11 protein-coding genes are annotated in these 12,952 nt (G+C 68.3%); 5 read left to right on the top strand and 6 right to left on the bottom strand.

From position 1 onward, the window contains the following. The first annotated feature begins 15 nt into the window (after positions 1-15). Positions 16-453 (top strand): NUDIX domain-containing protein, encoded by a 438-nt coding sequence (locus FG154_RS05850; protein WP_145105252.1) that lies wholly within the window; start codon positions 16-18, stop codon positions 451-453. A 21-nt stretch (positions 454-474) separates the two neighbouring features. Here the strand turns inward: FG154_RS05850 and FG154_RS05845 are convergent, their stop codons facing one another. Continuing rightward, a complete protein-coding gene (locus FG154_RS05845) occupies positions 475-1,728 on the bottom strand; it encodes a PP2C family protein-serine/threonine phosphatase (RefSeq protein ID WP_145105366.1) in 1,254 nt (417 codons plus the stop codon). Positions 1,729-1,917: 189 nt separating this feature from the next. Between FG154_RS05845 and FG154_RS05840 the strand changes: the two genes are divergently transcribed. After that, entirely contained in the window at positions 1,918-2,268 is a 351-nt protein-coding gene (locus FG154_RS05840) for an Hpt domain-containing protein (RefSeq protein ID WP_145105249.1), read from the top strand. On the opposite strand, the gene ilvA is transcribed toward FG154_RS05840, so the two are convergent. Then, positions 2,231-3,478 carry a threonine ammonia-lyase IlvA gene (gene ilvA / locus FG154_RS05835; protein ID WP_145105246.1) on the bottom strand — a complete coding sequence of 416 codons (1,248 nt, stop codon included), beginning with the start codon at positions 3,476-3,478 and terminating at the stop codon, positions 2,231-2,233. The two genes, FG154_RS05840 and ilvA, sit on opposite strands and share 38 nt — an antisense overlap. 118 nt (positions 3,479-3,596) lie before the next feature. On the opposite strand from ilvA, the gene FG154_RS05830 reads away from it, so the two are divergent. Then, entirely contained in the window at positions 3,597-4,823 is a 1,227-nt protein-coding gene (locus FG154_RS05830) for an argininosuccinate synthase (RefSeq protein ID WP_011909598.1), read from the top strand. A 72-nt stretch (positions 4,824-4,895) separates the two neighbouring features. Then, complete coding sequence (locus tag FG154_RS05825; protein WP_145105244.1) at positions 4,896-5,570, top strand: tellurite resistance TerB family protein; 675 nt, start codon at positions 4,896-4,898, stop codon at positions 5,568-5,570. Here the strand turns inward: FG154_RS05825 and FG154_RS05820 are convergent. The 3 genes from FG154_RS05820 to FG154_RS05810 all read right to left on the bottom strand — a co-directional run bounded on the left by FG154_RS05820 (position 5,560) and on the right by FG154_RS05810 (position 9,541). Next, positions 5,560-6,282, bottom strand: a complete 723-nt coding sequence (locus tag FG154_RS05820; RefSeq protein WP_145105241.1) for a sulfotransferase-like domain-containing protein — start codon at positions 6,280-6,282, stop codon at positions 5,560-5,562. The genes FG154_RS05825 and FG154_RS05820 overlap by 11 nt on opposite strands. Next, positions 6,279-7,178, bottom strand: a complete 900-nt coding sequence (locus FG154_RS05815; RefSeq protein WP_145105238.1) for a D-amino acid aminotransferase — start codon at positions 7,176-7,178, stop codon at positions 6,279-6,281. The genes FG154_RS05820 and FG154_RS05815 overlap by 4 nt, the downstream gene beginning before the upstream one ends. Before the next feature lie 107 nt (positions 7,179-7,285). Next, positions 7,286-9,541 carry an NADP-dependent malic enzyme gene (locus FG154_RS05810; RefSeq protein WP_145105235.1) on the bottom strand — a complete coding sequence of 752 codons (2,256 nt, stop codon included), beginning with the start codon at positions 9,539-9,541 and terminating at the stop codon, positions 7,286-7,288. Between the two features lie 128 nt (positions 9,542-9,669). On the opposite strand from FG154_RS05810, the gene mutS reads away from it, so the two are divergent. Then, positions 9,670-12,297 (top strand): DNA mismatch repair protein MutS, encoded by a 2,628-nt coding sequence (gene mutS / locus FG154_RS05805; protein ID WP_145105232.1) that lies wholly within the window; start codon positions 9,670-9,672, stop codon positions 12,295-12,297. A 93-nt stretch (positions 12,298-12,390) separates the two neighbouring features. Here mutS and FG154_RS05800 read toward each other — a convergent pair whose 3' ends face one another. Beyond that, positions 12,391-12,951 carry a nucleotide exchange factor GrpE gene (locus tag FG154_RS05800; protein ID WP_186312295.1) on the bottom strand — a complete coding sequence of 187 codons (561 nt, stop codon included), beginning with the start codon at positions 12,949-12,951 and terminating at the stop codon, positions 12,391-12,393. Between the last annotated feature and the right edge of the window lies 1 nt (position 12,952).

The raw sequence follows: 12,952 nt of genomic DNA, 5'->3' as shown, positions 1-12,952 counted from the left end.
GGGGACCAAGGGCAGATGATCAGGCGGTATGGCGAGCCGGTCCGGGCGGACCGGCGCTACAGGCGCAGGGCGGGGGTCTATGCCGTGCTGCTGAGCGGCGGCGAGATCCTCACCACGTTTCAGGAACAACCCTTTGCCGAGTTCCAGTTGCCCGGAGGCGGGATCGACCCCGGCGAGCATCCGGTCGCGGCCCTGCACCGCGAGGTGATGGAAGAGACGGGCTGGCGCATCGGGCAGGCCCGCAGGGTCGGCGCCTTCCGCCGCTTCACCCACATGCCGGAATACGACCTCTGGGCCGAGAAGCTCTGCACGGTTTACCTCGCCCGCCCCGTCCGGCGCCTCGGCCCGCCCACCGAACCCGGCCACCACGCCGTCTGGCTGCCCATCGACGAGGCGCTGAGGCAGCTGAGAAACCCCGGCGACCGCGCGCTTCTGGAACGGGCCCTGCGCTGATCCCCCGCGGGCCGCGCGGCATCAGGGACGGTAGTCGAGCATGACGCCCGAGACATCGTCCCGAAGATCCGCACCCCCCATCCGGTCGTGAAGCGACCAGACCAGCGCCTCCATCAGCGCCTCGGAGCCGAGCCCCGCGTTGGCGTGCAGCAGCGTCGCAAGCCCCTCCTCTCCCAGCGCATGGCCCGAGGCGTCGGGACATTCCGTGACGCCATCCGACAGCAGAAGCACCCGGTCGCCCGGGGCGAGGCGACAGTCGGTGCGCTCGTAGCTGGCATCCGGGATCAGGCCGATCGGCAGGCCGCCCTGCCCCAACATCTCGATCGTGCCGTCGGCGCGCATCACGACGGGATGCGGATGCCCCGCCTGAACCAGCTCCACCCGGCCGGTGTCGAGATCGATCTCGGCATAGGCCATGGTGAAATACTGATCCACCTGCAGATCCTCCATCATGCGGTTGAACCGGCTTGCCACCATGTCGGGCGGCCAGGTCTGCCGCCCCTTGCACCGATAGCAGTTGCCACCTGTCAACGCGAAGTTCTGGTCGGGCGAGACGCCCGAGAGCAGCCCCGCCAGCCGCGCGGTCATCAGCGCCGAGGCGACGCCATGGCCCGAGACATCGATCGAGTAGATGGCGACCCGCCCGGTCGCGATCTCGAACGAGCCCGCCAGATCCCCCCCGACCCGGCCCGAGGGCCGCATCAGGAGCGTGACGGTCGAGTTGCCGAACCGCCGGTGCCGGTCCCGTGCGAGCGACTGCTGCAGCTTGCGGGCCTCCATCAGGTCGCGATCGAGCGTCTCATAGACGGCGCGCAGCTCGCCGAAGGCCTCTTCGAGCAGGTGGTTCTTGCCCACCAGCTCGGCCTGCATCCCCAGCACGCGCTCACCGGCGCGCAGCCGGGCGCGAAGCTCGTCGGGGGCGACGGGCTTCACCAGATAGTCGTCGGCGCCGCAATCGAGACCGTCCACAACCTCGCCCGTGCCCGAGCATGAGGTCAACAGGATGAAGTAGCAGTAGTTTTCCCGTGGAAGCGCCCGGATGAGGCGGCACAGGTCGAGCCCCGAGAGGCCCGGCATCATCCAGTCGCTCAGGACGATGTCGATGTCCGCCGTGCGGCACAGCTCCAGCGCCTCGGCGGCCCCGGCGGCCTCGCTCACGCGATAGCCCCAGCGCCTCAGCGACAGCGCAAGCAGCCGCCGCTGGGCTCGACTGTCGTCCACGACCAGCACATGCCGCGAGCAAGCGGCGGATCGGCACGGGGCGGCATCCGTCATCAGAAGGGATCGGGCGCTCACGGGTGTGTCTTCAAGATGGGCCTCTCGGCGGGTTGCGCGCCAAGGATGCGGGACCGGAGCTTAAGGGCGCATGAAGGCTAAAATGATCCGCATCGGCCGGTCCTGCGGTCATGCAACGTTAAGGCGGAGCGGCGAATGTCAGCCATGCAAACCGGACGGGCGGACAGGATGATAGACTGGAACAGGATCGCGGCCCTGCGGGACGAGGTTGGCCGCGAGGGCTTTGACGAGGTGGTGCAGATGTTTCTCGAAGAGACGGACGCGACGATCCGAAGCCTTGCCGGCCGCCCGGGTCCGGGCCTCGAGGAGATGCTGCATTTCCTCAAGGGGTCCGCGCTCAACCTGGGCTTCGTCGCCGTCTCGCGTCTCTGCGAGGAGGGGGAACGGCTCGCGGCGGGCGGGCGGGGATCAGAGGTCAACCTCGACGCCCTGATCGCAGGCTACCGCCTCGCGCGGATGGATTTCCTCACGGGGCTGGAGTCTAGATCAGGAATTCCGCCAGCGCCTCATCGCCCGTGATGTCGCGATGCTTGAGCCCGGCCGCCTCCATCACCTCGACGAGACGCGTGAAGTTCTCGGCCTTCTTCGTCTCGATCCCTATCAGGACCGAGCCGAAGTTGCGCGCCGACTTCTTGAGATACTCGAACCGCGAGATGTCGTCGTCGGGGCCAAGCATCATCAGGAACTCCCGCAGGGCCCCGGGCCGCTGGGGCATCCGAAGGATGAAATACTTCTTGAGGCCCGAGTAGCGTTGCGCCCTCTCCTTCACCTCGGGCAAGCGTTCAAAGTCGAAGTTGCCGCCCGACGTCACGCAGACGACCGTCCGGCCGCGGATCTCCTCGGCAAGTTCGGGCAGCACATCCACCGAAAGGGCGCCCGCGGGTTCAAGCACGACGCCCTCGACGTTCAGCATCTCGAGCATGGTGATGCAGATCCGGTCCTCGGGCGCGAGCAGCACCTGTCCGGGCTGCGCCCAGTCGAGCATCGAGAAGGGCAGATCGCCCAGCCGCGCCACCGCCGCCCCGTCCACGAAGCTGTTCACCCGCGGCAGCGCCACCGGCCCGCCCGCCGCAAGGGCCGCGCGCAGGCTGGCCCCGCCCTCCGGCTCGACGAAACGAAAGGCCGTGCCCGGCGCCTCGGATCGCAGGAAGGCCGTCACGCCCGAGGCAAGCCCCCCTCCGCCCACCGGCAGGACCACGAGATCCGGCGCCCGGCCCAGCTGCTCGAGCAGTTCCACCCCGACGCTCGCCTGACCCTCGATCACGTCGGGATCGTCAAAGGGGGCCAGGAAGTGCGCCCCCTGCTCGGCGCACCACGCCTGCGCGGCCGCGAGCGTCTGGTCGAAATAGTCGCCCGTCAGCACGATCTGGACCGCCTCGCCGCCGAAGGTGCGCGTCTTGTCGATCTTCTGCTGCGGCGTCGTCACCGGCATGAAGATCGTGCCCCGCACGCCGAAGTGCCGGCAGGCGTAGGCCACACCCTGCGCATGGTTGCCCGCCGAGGCGCAGACGAAGGATCGCTGCTCGGGCCGAGCGTCGCGCACCTTGCGCATCGCCGTGAAGGCCCCCCGCAGCTTGTAGCTGCGCACCGGCGTCAGATCCTCGCGCTTCAGCCAGATCTCGGCCTGATACCGGGCCGAGAGATGGTCGTTGCGCTGGAGCGGCGTCTCGGGAAACAGATCGCGCAGGGCACGGGTGGCGGAACGGGCGTTTCGGGCAAACTGGGTCATGCGCGCACCCTAGCGGCTTCCGTCAGCCTCCGCCACGCCCTCGCACGCCTGCGCCCCTTGTTCAGAACGGCGAAGTTCACTAGACCGGCGTGCGAACTTTCCCGCCATGGAGCCCCGCATGTCCGCCCCGAAGAAAGTCGTCCTTGCCTATTCCGGCGGGCTCGACACCTCGATCATCCTGAAGTGGCTGCAGACCGAATACGGCTGCGAGGTCGTGACCTTCACCGCCGACCTCGGCCAGGGCGAGGAACTGGAACCCGCCCGCGAGAAGGCGGTGATGCTGGGCATCAAGCCGGACAACATCTTCATCGAGGATGTGCGCGAGGAGTTCGTGCGCGACTTCGTCTTCCCGATGTTCCGGGCGAATGCGCTCTACGAGGGGCTCTACCTGCTCGGCACCTCGATCGCGCGGCCGCTGATCGCCAAGCGGCTGGTCGAGATCGCGGCCATGACCGGGGCCGATGCGGTGGCCCACGGCGCGACCGGCAAGGGCAACGACCAGGTGCGCTTCGAGCTGACGGCCTATGCGCTCGACCCCGCCATCAAGGTGATCGCGCCGTGGCGCGAGTGGGATCTGACCTCGCGCACCAGGCTGATCGAGTTCGCCGAGCAGAACCAGATCCCGATTGCCAAGAACAAGCGCGGCGAGGCGCCCTTCTCGGTCGATGCGAACCTCTTGCACACCTCGTCCGAGGGTCGCGTGCTGGAGAACCCGGGCGAGGAAGCGCCGGACTATGTCTATCAGCGCACCGTCGATCCCGAGAAGGCGCCCGACACGCCGGAATTCGTGGAGATCACCTTCGAGAAGGGCGACGCGGTGGCGATCAATGGCGAGGCCATGTCGCCGGCCACGATCCTGACCCGGCTGAACGAGCTGGGCGGCAAGCATGGCGTGGGCCGGCTGGATCTGGTGGAAAACCGTTTCGTCGGCATGAAGTCGCGCGGCATCTACGAGACGCCCGGAGGCACGATCCTTCTGGAAGCCCACCGCGGCATCGAGCAGATCACGCTCGACAGCGGCGCGGGGCACCTCAAGGATTCGATCATGCCGCGCTACGCCGAGCTGATCTACAACGGCTTCTGGTACAGCCCCGAGCGCGAGATGCTTCAGGCGCTGATCGACAAGTCGCAAGAGCATGTCTCGGGCACCGTTCGCGTCAAGCTTTACAAGGGCTTCGCCCGCACCGTGGCCCGCTGGTCGGATCACTCGCTCTATTCCGAGAAGCATGTCACCTTCGAGGAGGATGCGGGCGCCTACGACCAGAAGGACGCGGCCGGCTTCATCCGGCTGAACGCGCTGCGGCTGAAACTGATTGCCACGCGCAACGCACGCGTGAAGGGCTGAGAGGCCCCCAAGCGGAACCGGCGCCGGGCGGCGCCGGTTGACCTCCTTTCCCAAGGGAGAGGAGACCCTGAAATGAGCCTCAAGAAAGTCCTCGGGTTGATGCTGGCCTCGCGGATGGCCGGGCGCGGCGGGCGCGCGGGAGGGCTCGGTTCGGCCGCCGCCCTTGGCGCGGGTGTCAGCAAGAAGGCCGGAATGGCCGCCCTTGCCTACATGGCCTACCGCGCGTGGCAGGACCAGCCGTCGCGGGCGCCGGGCACGGCCACGGGCAGCGCGGGCGGCACATCTGGCAGCGCGTCGGGCGGCATCGGCGGCATGATCGGCGGCGTCATCGACAGCCTGACCGGCCAGCAGAACGGCACGCAACCGCAACAGATGGCGGATCAGCCCTCCGAAGAGGCGATTTCGGACGCCAAGGCCCTGCTCTTGCTGCAGGGGATGGTGGCCGCGGCCTGGGCCGACGGCGCGATTTCGACCGATGAGCGGCAGCGCATCATCGACCAGCTCGACGCCGCGGGTGCCGACGCGGACGATCGGCGTCTGGTGGAGCGCGAGATCGCGCATCCCCAACCGCTCGACCGTCTGCTGGAGCAGGTGCGCGATCAGGAGACGGCGGAGCAGTTCTATCTGGCCTCGCGCGCGGCGGTCGATCCGACCACCAGCGCGAACCGTGCCTATCTCTGCACGCTGCGGGGCCGGCTGAACCTGTCGGAAGCCGAAGTGCGCGAGGTGGAGGCCCTCACGTCCTGATGCGATGGGCGGCGAGGCGCTCGTAACGGGGCAGCGCCTGCCGCACCAGTTCGGCATCCTGCGGCTCGAGGTCGGGCAGCGGCCCTTCCGGCTCATCGAAGCCGGTCGAACGATGGACCGCGCCATACCAGTGCGAGGCCCAGATGCCGTCCGACGGATGTCCCCCGGCCGGCCAGTTCAGCATCGCCTCGGTGAAGGGGATGCCGAGTCCCGCGCAGAGGTTCGCAAGCGCGGTCCGCGGGTTGCGGCGGATATCGGCGCTGTCGATCACCAGAGGCGGGCGGCCAAGCCAGCCCGCCACCTCGTCGAAAAGCTCGGCCTGCTGGAGAAATCCGAGGTCGGCCAGCGTCGGGCCTTCCCGCTTTCTGGCGTAGCTGGCGACGACACGGGCCGGATGACGGATCAGGAAAACATTTTCACAGGTGCGCATGAAGCTCCGTTCAAAGCCCGGGACCATGTGCATCGTCATCTGCTTCTGGTAGAACAGCGGCTCGCCACCGGGCGCATCCCCCGCGCACCGGCGCGCGATCACCTCCGCGTCGGTCTCGTGTGCGGCGAGGATCTGCGCGCGCATCGGGTGGTCGATCCCCGTGGCCTTCAGATAGGCCGCGTAGAAGGGTTCGTCCCACACGCCGCAGTCACCGCGCGCCGCAAACGCATACATCATGGCCGTGGAAAGGTTCCGCGGCCCCGACCACATCGCGATCCTCATGCCGCCACCATCGCCTTGTAGAGATCGCGGATCCGCCGCGTCATCGGACCCATGTCACCCGATCCGATCCGCCGCCCGTCGATCGTGCCGACCGGCGTCTGCGCGCCGAAGGTGCCGGTGAGGAACGCCTCGTCGGCCGAGTAGGTCTCGACCAGCGAAAAATTCTTCTCGAAGACCGGGATGCCCTCCGCGCGGCAAATCTGGATGACCTTTCCGCGCGTTATGCCGTTCATGCAGTAGTCCCCCGTTGAGGTCCAGACTTCGCCCTTGCGCACGATGAAGAAGTTGCAGGCATTGGTCGTGTTCACGAAGCCGTGGACATCGAGCATCAGCGCCTCGTCGGCCCCGGCCTTTTCGGCCGCGATGCAGGCGAGGATGCAGTTCAGTTTGGAATGAGAATTCAGCTTGGGGTCCTGGCTCATCGGCAGGCCGCGGATGTGCGGCACGGTCGCGAGGCGGATGGGGCGCGGAACCTTGGGCCGCGAATGTTCCATGATGATGGCGATGGTGGGCCCCTGCCGCGACAGCGAGGGATGCTGGAACGGCCGGGTCTTGACGCCGCGCGTGACCATCAGGCGGGCGTGGGCGTCGGTCACCATCCCGTTGGCCTCGGCCGTGTCGTGGATCGCCTGACGGAGTGCGGCGCGATCCAGGCCGATCTCGAGATCGATCGCCAGTGCCGCCTCGAACAGCCGGTCGAGATGCTCGTCAAGAAAGGCCCAGCGCCCGTCATAGAGGCGGATGCCCTCCCACACGCCGTCGCCCAGCATGAAGCCCGAGTCATAGACCGACACCAGCGCCTCGGCCTTGGGCAGGATCCGGCCATTCAGCCAGATGCGGATCGTCTCGTTCCGACTGTCTTCCTCGGCCTGATGTGTGGTGATCTGTTCGGTCATCGTCGGCTCCCTGTTCGGGTCCGAGGCTAGACCGGCGGCGGCAGCGCGCCAAGGGTTTCGGCCATCGGGCGGCCGGTGTGACACCCGCCGCCCGCGGCCGTGTTCCGTCAGCCCACCTTGCAGGCCGCCATGACGGCCATGTTCAGGATGTCGTTCACGGTGGAGTTGACCGAGCAGATCTGGATCGGCTTCGACACGCCGGTGAGGATCGGCCCGATGACGGTGGCCCCGGCCATCTCCTGCATCAGCTTGATCGAGATCGAGGCCGAGTGTCGCGCGGGCACGACGAGGATGTTCGCGGGCCCGCTCAGCCGGCAGAAGGGATATTGCGCCATGGCCGCGGCGTTCAGCGCCACATCCACGGTCATCTCGCCCTCATACTCGAAATCGACCTTCATCGCGTCCAGCACGCGCGAGGCGTTGCCCATCTTGGCCGCCCGCTCGGAGACCGGATAGCCGAAGGTCGAGAAGGAGACGAAGGCCACCCGCGGCTCGAGCCCGAGGTTGCGCGCCACGCGGGCCGACTTGATGGCGATGTTGGCCAGATCCTCGGGCTCGGGCCATTCATGCACCAGCGTGTCGGCGATCAGGACGATCCGGCCCTTGTGCAGCAGCGCCGTGACCCCCACCGCGCCATCCGACGACTTGGCGTCGAAGACGTGGTTGATGAGCTGCATCACATAGGCGGACTTGCGCGTGGCCCCCGTCACGAGGCCGTCGCCATGCCCGTGCTGCAGCATCAGCGCCGAGAACACATGCCGGTCGCGGGTGGCAAGGCGCTGGATGTCATAATTGTCGAAGCCGCCGCGCTGGAGACGGTTGTAGAGGAACTGCTTGTAGGCCTCCATGTGGCGCGAGTTGGCGGCGTTCACCACCTCGAGCTCGCGCACCGCATCGCCGAGGCCGGCGGCCTCCAGCTTTTCGCGCACGTCATGCTCGCGGCCCACGACCAGCGCCTTGCCCATGCCGGCGCGCTGGTAGGCCACGGCGGCGCGCAGCACGCGCGGGTCGTCGCCCTCCGCGAAGATCATGCGGGCCTGAGCCGCCTTGGCCCGCGCATGGATGCCCTGCAGGATCGAGGCGGTCGGATCCATCCGCGACTTGAGCGCCAGTTCGTAGCCCTGCAGGTCGATGATCGGCCGGCGCGCAACGCCGGTGTCCATCCCTGCCTTCGCCACCGCGGGCGGGATCGTGTAGATCAGCCGCGGATCGAAGGGCGTGGGGATGATGTAGTCGCGCCCGAACGAGAGCTTGCGGCCATAGGCCATCGCCACCTCGTCCGGCACATCCTCGCGCGCGAGGCTCGCCAGCGCACGCGCGCAGGCGATCTTCATCTCGTCATTGATGGCGCGGGCGTGGATATCCAGCGCGCCGCGGAAAAGGTACGGGAAGCCCAGGACGTTGTTCACCTGGTTCGGATAGTCCGACCGTCCCGTGGCGACGATCGCATCGGCGCGGACGGCGTGGGCCTCTTCGGGCGTGATCTCGGGATCGGGGTTCGCCATGGCGAAGATCACCGGGTTCTCGGCCATCGAGGCCACCATCGCCGGCGTCACCGCGCCCTTGGCCGAGACGCCGAGGAAGACATCGGCGCCCACCATCGCCTCTTCCAGCGTGCGGCAGTCGGTCTTTGCCGCATGGGCCGACTTCCACTGGTTCATGCCCTCGGTGCGGCCCTGCCAGATCACGCCCTTGGTGTCGCACATGATGCAGTTGTCGTGACGCGCGCCCATCGACTTCAAGAGTTCGAGGCAGGCGATGCCGGCAGCGCCCGCGCCGTTGAGCACGATGCGGCAATCCTCGATCTTCTTGCCCGACAGCTCCAGCGCGTTGATGAGACCGGCGGCGCAGATCACCGCCGTGCCGTGCTGGTCGTCATGGAACACCGGAATGTCCATGAGTTCCTTCAGGCGCTGCTCGATGATGAAGCACTCGGGCGCCTTGATGTCTTCAAGGTTGATGCCGCCGAAGGTCGGCCCCATCAGCTTCACCGCGCGGATGATCTCGTCGGGGTTCTCGGTGTCGAGTTCGATGTCGATGGCGTTCACGTCGGCGAACCGCTTGAAGAGGACCGCCTTGCCCTCCATCACCGGCTTCGAGGCCATGGCGCCGAGGTTGCCCATGCCGAGGATCGCGGTCCCGTTCGAGACCACCGCCACCATGTTGCCCTTGACCGTATAGTCATAGACCGTCTCGGGCGCGTCGGCGATCGCCTGCACCGGGACGGCCACCCCCGGCGAATAGGCAAGGCTCAGGTCGCGCTGCGTCGCCATGGGGGTCGTGGCGACGATCTCGTATTTGCCGGGCTTCGGTTCGAGATGGTAGAGAAGCGCCTCTTCGGGCGTGATCTTGGTCTTGGTCATGAGGGGGCCATCCTGTGCAAGCAGGGTTCTTCTAGCGCCGCCCTGCCCTCGCAACAATCACCAAGGATTTGCGGCTTTTCCCCGCAGAGGCGCTTTTGTAGGGTCTGCCGACCTGCAGGGGAGATGATGTGAGCGACGACACCGTCACGCCGATGATGGCGCAATATCTGGAGATCAAGGCGCAGCACCCCGGTGCGATCCTGTTCTACCGGATGGGCGACTTCTACGAGATGTTCTTCGAGGATGCGGCGCTGGCGGCCGAGGCGCTGGATATCGCGCTGACCAAGCGCGGCAAGCACCGCGGCGAGGATATCGCCATGTGCGGCGTGCCGATCCATGCCGCCGAGGGCTACCTGCTGACGCTGATCCGCAAGGGTTTCCGCGTCGCCATCGCCGAGCAGATGGAAGACCCCGCCGAGGCGAAGAAGCGCGGCTCCAAGTCCGTTGTCCGGCGCGAGGTGGTCCGGCTCGTCACCCCCGGCACGCTGACCGAGGACAGCCTGCTGGAAGCGCGTCGGCACAACTTCCTCTGCGCCTTCGCCGAGATCCGCGACGAGGCGGCCCTCGCCTGGGCCGACATCTCGACCGGCGAGTTCTCCGTCACGCCCTGCCCGCTGCCCCGCCTGATGCCGGAACTCGCCCGCCTCGGCCCGCGCGAACTGCTGGTGGCCGACGACCGCTCGCTCGACTGGATCGAGGAGGCAGGCTGCGCCCTGACGCCCCTCGCCCGCGCGAGCTTTGACAGCGCCTCGGCCGAAAAGCGGCTCTGCACGCTTTTCGGGGTCGGCACGCTGGAGAGCTTCGGCAACTTCACCCGCGCCGAATTGTCCGCCATGGGGGCGCTGGTCGATTACCTCGACCTCACGCAGCGCGGCAAGCTGCCGCTCCTGCGCCCGCCTGTGCGCGAGGTGGCGGGCGGCACGGTGCAGATCGACGCCGCCACCCGGCGCAACCTCGAGATCACGCAAGCCCTCACCGGCGGGCGCGAAGGCTCGCTGCTGTCGGCCGTGGACCGCACCGTCACCGCCCCCGGCGCCCGGCTGCTCGAGCGGCGCCTTTCCAGCCCCTCGCGCGACCTGGGCCTGATCCACGACCGGCTTGCCGCGGTGCGCTGGCTGACGGACGAGCCGCGGCTGCGCGAGGATCTGCGGGCGAACCTGCGCCGCGTGCCGGACATGGACCGCGCCCTCTCGCGGCTCGCGCTCGACCGTGCCGGGCCACGGGACATGGCGGCGATCCGGGCCGGCCTCACGCAGGCCGAGGCCATCGCGGATCGTATGCCCGCCGACGCACCTTCCCTGCTCGCGGAGACACTCGAGGCGCTCCGCGGCCACGAGACCCTCGTGGATCTCCTCGATCAGGCGCTGGTGGCCGAGCCGCCGCTGCTGGCGCGCGATGGCGGCTTCATCGCCCCGGGCTTCGACGACGACCTCGACGAGACACGGCGCCTGCGCGACGAGGGCCGCGGCGTGATCGCGTCGATGCAGGCCGGCTTCATCGAGACGACCGGCATCCAGAGCCTGAAGATCAAGCACAACAACGTGCTCGGCTATTTCATCGAAGTCACCTCGACCCATGCGGACAAGATGCTCTCACCCCCCCTGTCCGAGAGCTTCATCCACCGCCAGACGACCGCGGGACAGGTGCGCTTCACCACCGTCGCCCTCTCGGAACTCGAAACGCGCATCCTGAACGCCGGGAACCGCGCGCTCGAACTCGAGAAAATGCATTTTGCGGCGCTGCGGACGGCGATCCTCGATCAGGGGGGCGCGATCGGCCGCGCCGCTCGGGCGCTCGCCGAGGTGGACCTGATCGCGGCCTTCGCCGACCTCGCCGTGGCCGAGGACTGGACAGAGCCGCAGGTGGACGACAGCCGCGCCTTCGCCATCGAAGCCGGCCGGCATCCGGTCGTCGAGCGCGCCCTCCGCCGGACCGGGACGCCCTTCGTGGCGAACGACTGCGACCTGTCCAAGGCCGAGACGCCGGCGATCTGGCTCATCACCGGGCCGAACATGGCGGGCAAATCCACCTTCCTGCGCCAGAACGCACTGATCGCCCTGCTCGCCCAGGCGGGCAGCTTCGTTCCCGCCCGCCGCGCCCGGATCGGCCTCGTCAGCCAGATCTTCAGCCGCGTCGGCGCCTCGGACGATCTGGCCCGCGGCCGCTCGACCTTCATGGTCGAGATGGTCGAGACCGCCGCCATCCTGAACCAGGCCGACGACCGGGCGCTGGTGATCCTGGACGAGATCGGCCGCGGCACGGCAACCTGGGACGGGCTCTCGATCGCCTGGGCCACGCTCGAGCATCTGCACGACACGAACCGCTGCCGCGCCCTCTTCGCCACCCACTACCACGAGATGACGGCGCTCGCCGGCAAGCTCGGCGGCGTCGAGAACGCCACCGTCTCCGTCAAGGAATGGCAGGGCGAGGTGATCTTCCTGCACGAGGTGCGCCGCGGTGCCGCCGACCGCTCCTACGGCGTGCAGGTGGCCCGGCTCGCGGGCCTTCCCGCCTCGGTGATCGAGCGCGCCCGCACCGTTCTCGACGCGCTCGAGTCCGGCGAACGCGAGAGCGGCCCCCGGCGGCAGGCGCTGATCGACGACCTGCCGCTCTTTCGCGCCGCGCCGCCGCCGCCCGCCCCCGCCACTCCCAAAGCCTCGCACGTGGAAGAGCGGCTGCGCGAGATCCAGCCCGACGACCTCAGCCCGCGCGAGGCCCTCAAGCTCCTCTACGATCTCCGGGCCCTCCTGCCCTGAGATCGCTTTCATTCTCGTGCAAATATCCCGCGGGGGGCCCGACCCGACGGGTCGGGCGGGGGGCGCGCAGCCCCCCTCCGACGTCGGCCCCGCTCAGGCGCCGGTGTTCGACGAAACGCCCACCTGCGCCGGGCGCAGAAGGCGGTCATGGATCATGAAGCCTTCGGTCATCACCTGGATGATCTGCCCCGCCTTCGTGCCCGGGACGGGCGCCTCGAACATCGCCTGATGCTGCTGCGGGTCGAACGTGTCGCCGACCTGCGGCGTGATCGGCCGCACGCCATGCTTGTTCATCACGTTGCGCAGCTCGCGAAGCGTGAGTTCCACGCCCTCGATCAGCGCCGCGGCGGCGGCCCGCTGCTCGTCTCCGGCCACCTCGAGCGCGCGGCTCAGGTTGTCATAGACCGGCAACAGGTCGCGCGCGAGGCGCGTGCCGCCATATTGCTCGGCCTCGCGCCGGTCGCGGTCGGCCCGCTTGCGGCTGTTCTCGGCATCGGCCAGCGCGCGCATGAAGCGGTCGCGCAGCTCGTCGCGCTCGGTGCGCAGCACCTCGAGCTCGTCGATCTCGGGCGCCTCCGCCAGTTCCGGCGCATCCACACTCTCGTCCCGGGGTGCCTGGTCCTCGGCCATCTCGTCTTTCCTTGCGTTCGTCATG

Origin of the sequence: Cereibacter sediminicola (genome assembly GCF_007668225.1) — a bacterium.
GTDB classification, from domain to species: Bacteria; Pseudomonadota; Alphaproteobacteria; order Rhodobacterales; family Rhodobacteraceae; genus Cereibacter_A; species Cereibacter_A azotoformans.
The sequence above is the reverse complement of the archived record's forward strand: the minus strand, read 5'-3'. Positions and strand labels throughout refer to the sequence as shown.

Coding starts and splice junctions, on each gene's coding strand:
- FG154_RS05845 (WP_145105366.1), bottom strand. CDS start 1,728: ATGACGGATGCCGCCCCGTGCCGATCCGCCGCTTGCTCGCGGCATGTG.
- ilvA (WP_145105246.1), bottom strand. CDS start 3,478: ATGACCCAGTTTGCCCGAAACGCCCGTTCCGCCACCCGTGCCCTGCGC.
- FG154_RS05820 (WP_145105241.1), bottom strand. CDS start 6,282: ATGAGGATCGCGATGTGGTCGGGGCCGCGGAACCTTTCCACGGCCATG.
- FG154_RS05850 (WP_145105252.1), top strand. CDS start 16: ATGATCAGGCGGTATGGCGAGCCGGTCCGGGCGGACCGGCGCTACAGG.
- FG154_RS05810 (WP_145105235.1), bottom strand. CDS start 9,541: ATGACCAAGACCAAGATCACGCCCGAAGAGGCGCTTCTCTACCATCTC.
- FG154_RS05825 (WP_145105244.1), top strand. CDS start 4,896: ATGAGCCTCAAGAAAGTCCTCGGGTTGATGCTGGCCTCGCGGATGGCC.
- FG154_RS05840 (WP_145105249.1), top strand. CDS start 1,918: ATGATAGACTGGAACAGGATCGCGGCCCTGCGGGACGAGGTTGGCCGC.
- FG154_RS05830 (WP_011909598.1), top strand. CDS start 3,597: ATGTCCGCCCCGAAGAAAGTCGTCCTTGCCTATTCCGGCGGGCTCGAC.
- FG154_RS05815 (WP_145105238.1), bottom strand. CDS start 7,178: ATGACCGAACAGATCACCACACATCAGGCCGAGGAAGACAGTCGGAAC.
- FG154_RS05800 (WP_186312295.1), bottom strand. CDS start 12,951: ATGACGAACGCAAGGAAAGACGAGATGGCCGAGGACCAGGCACCCCGG.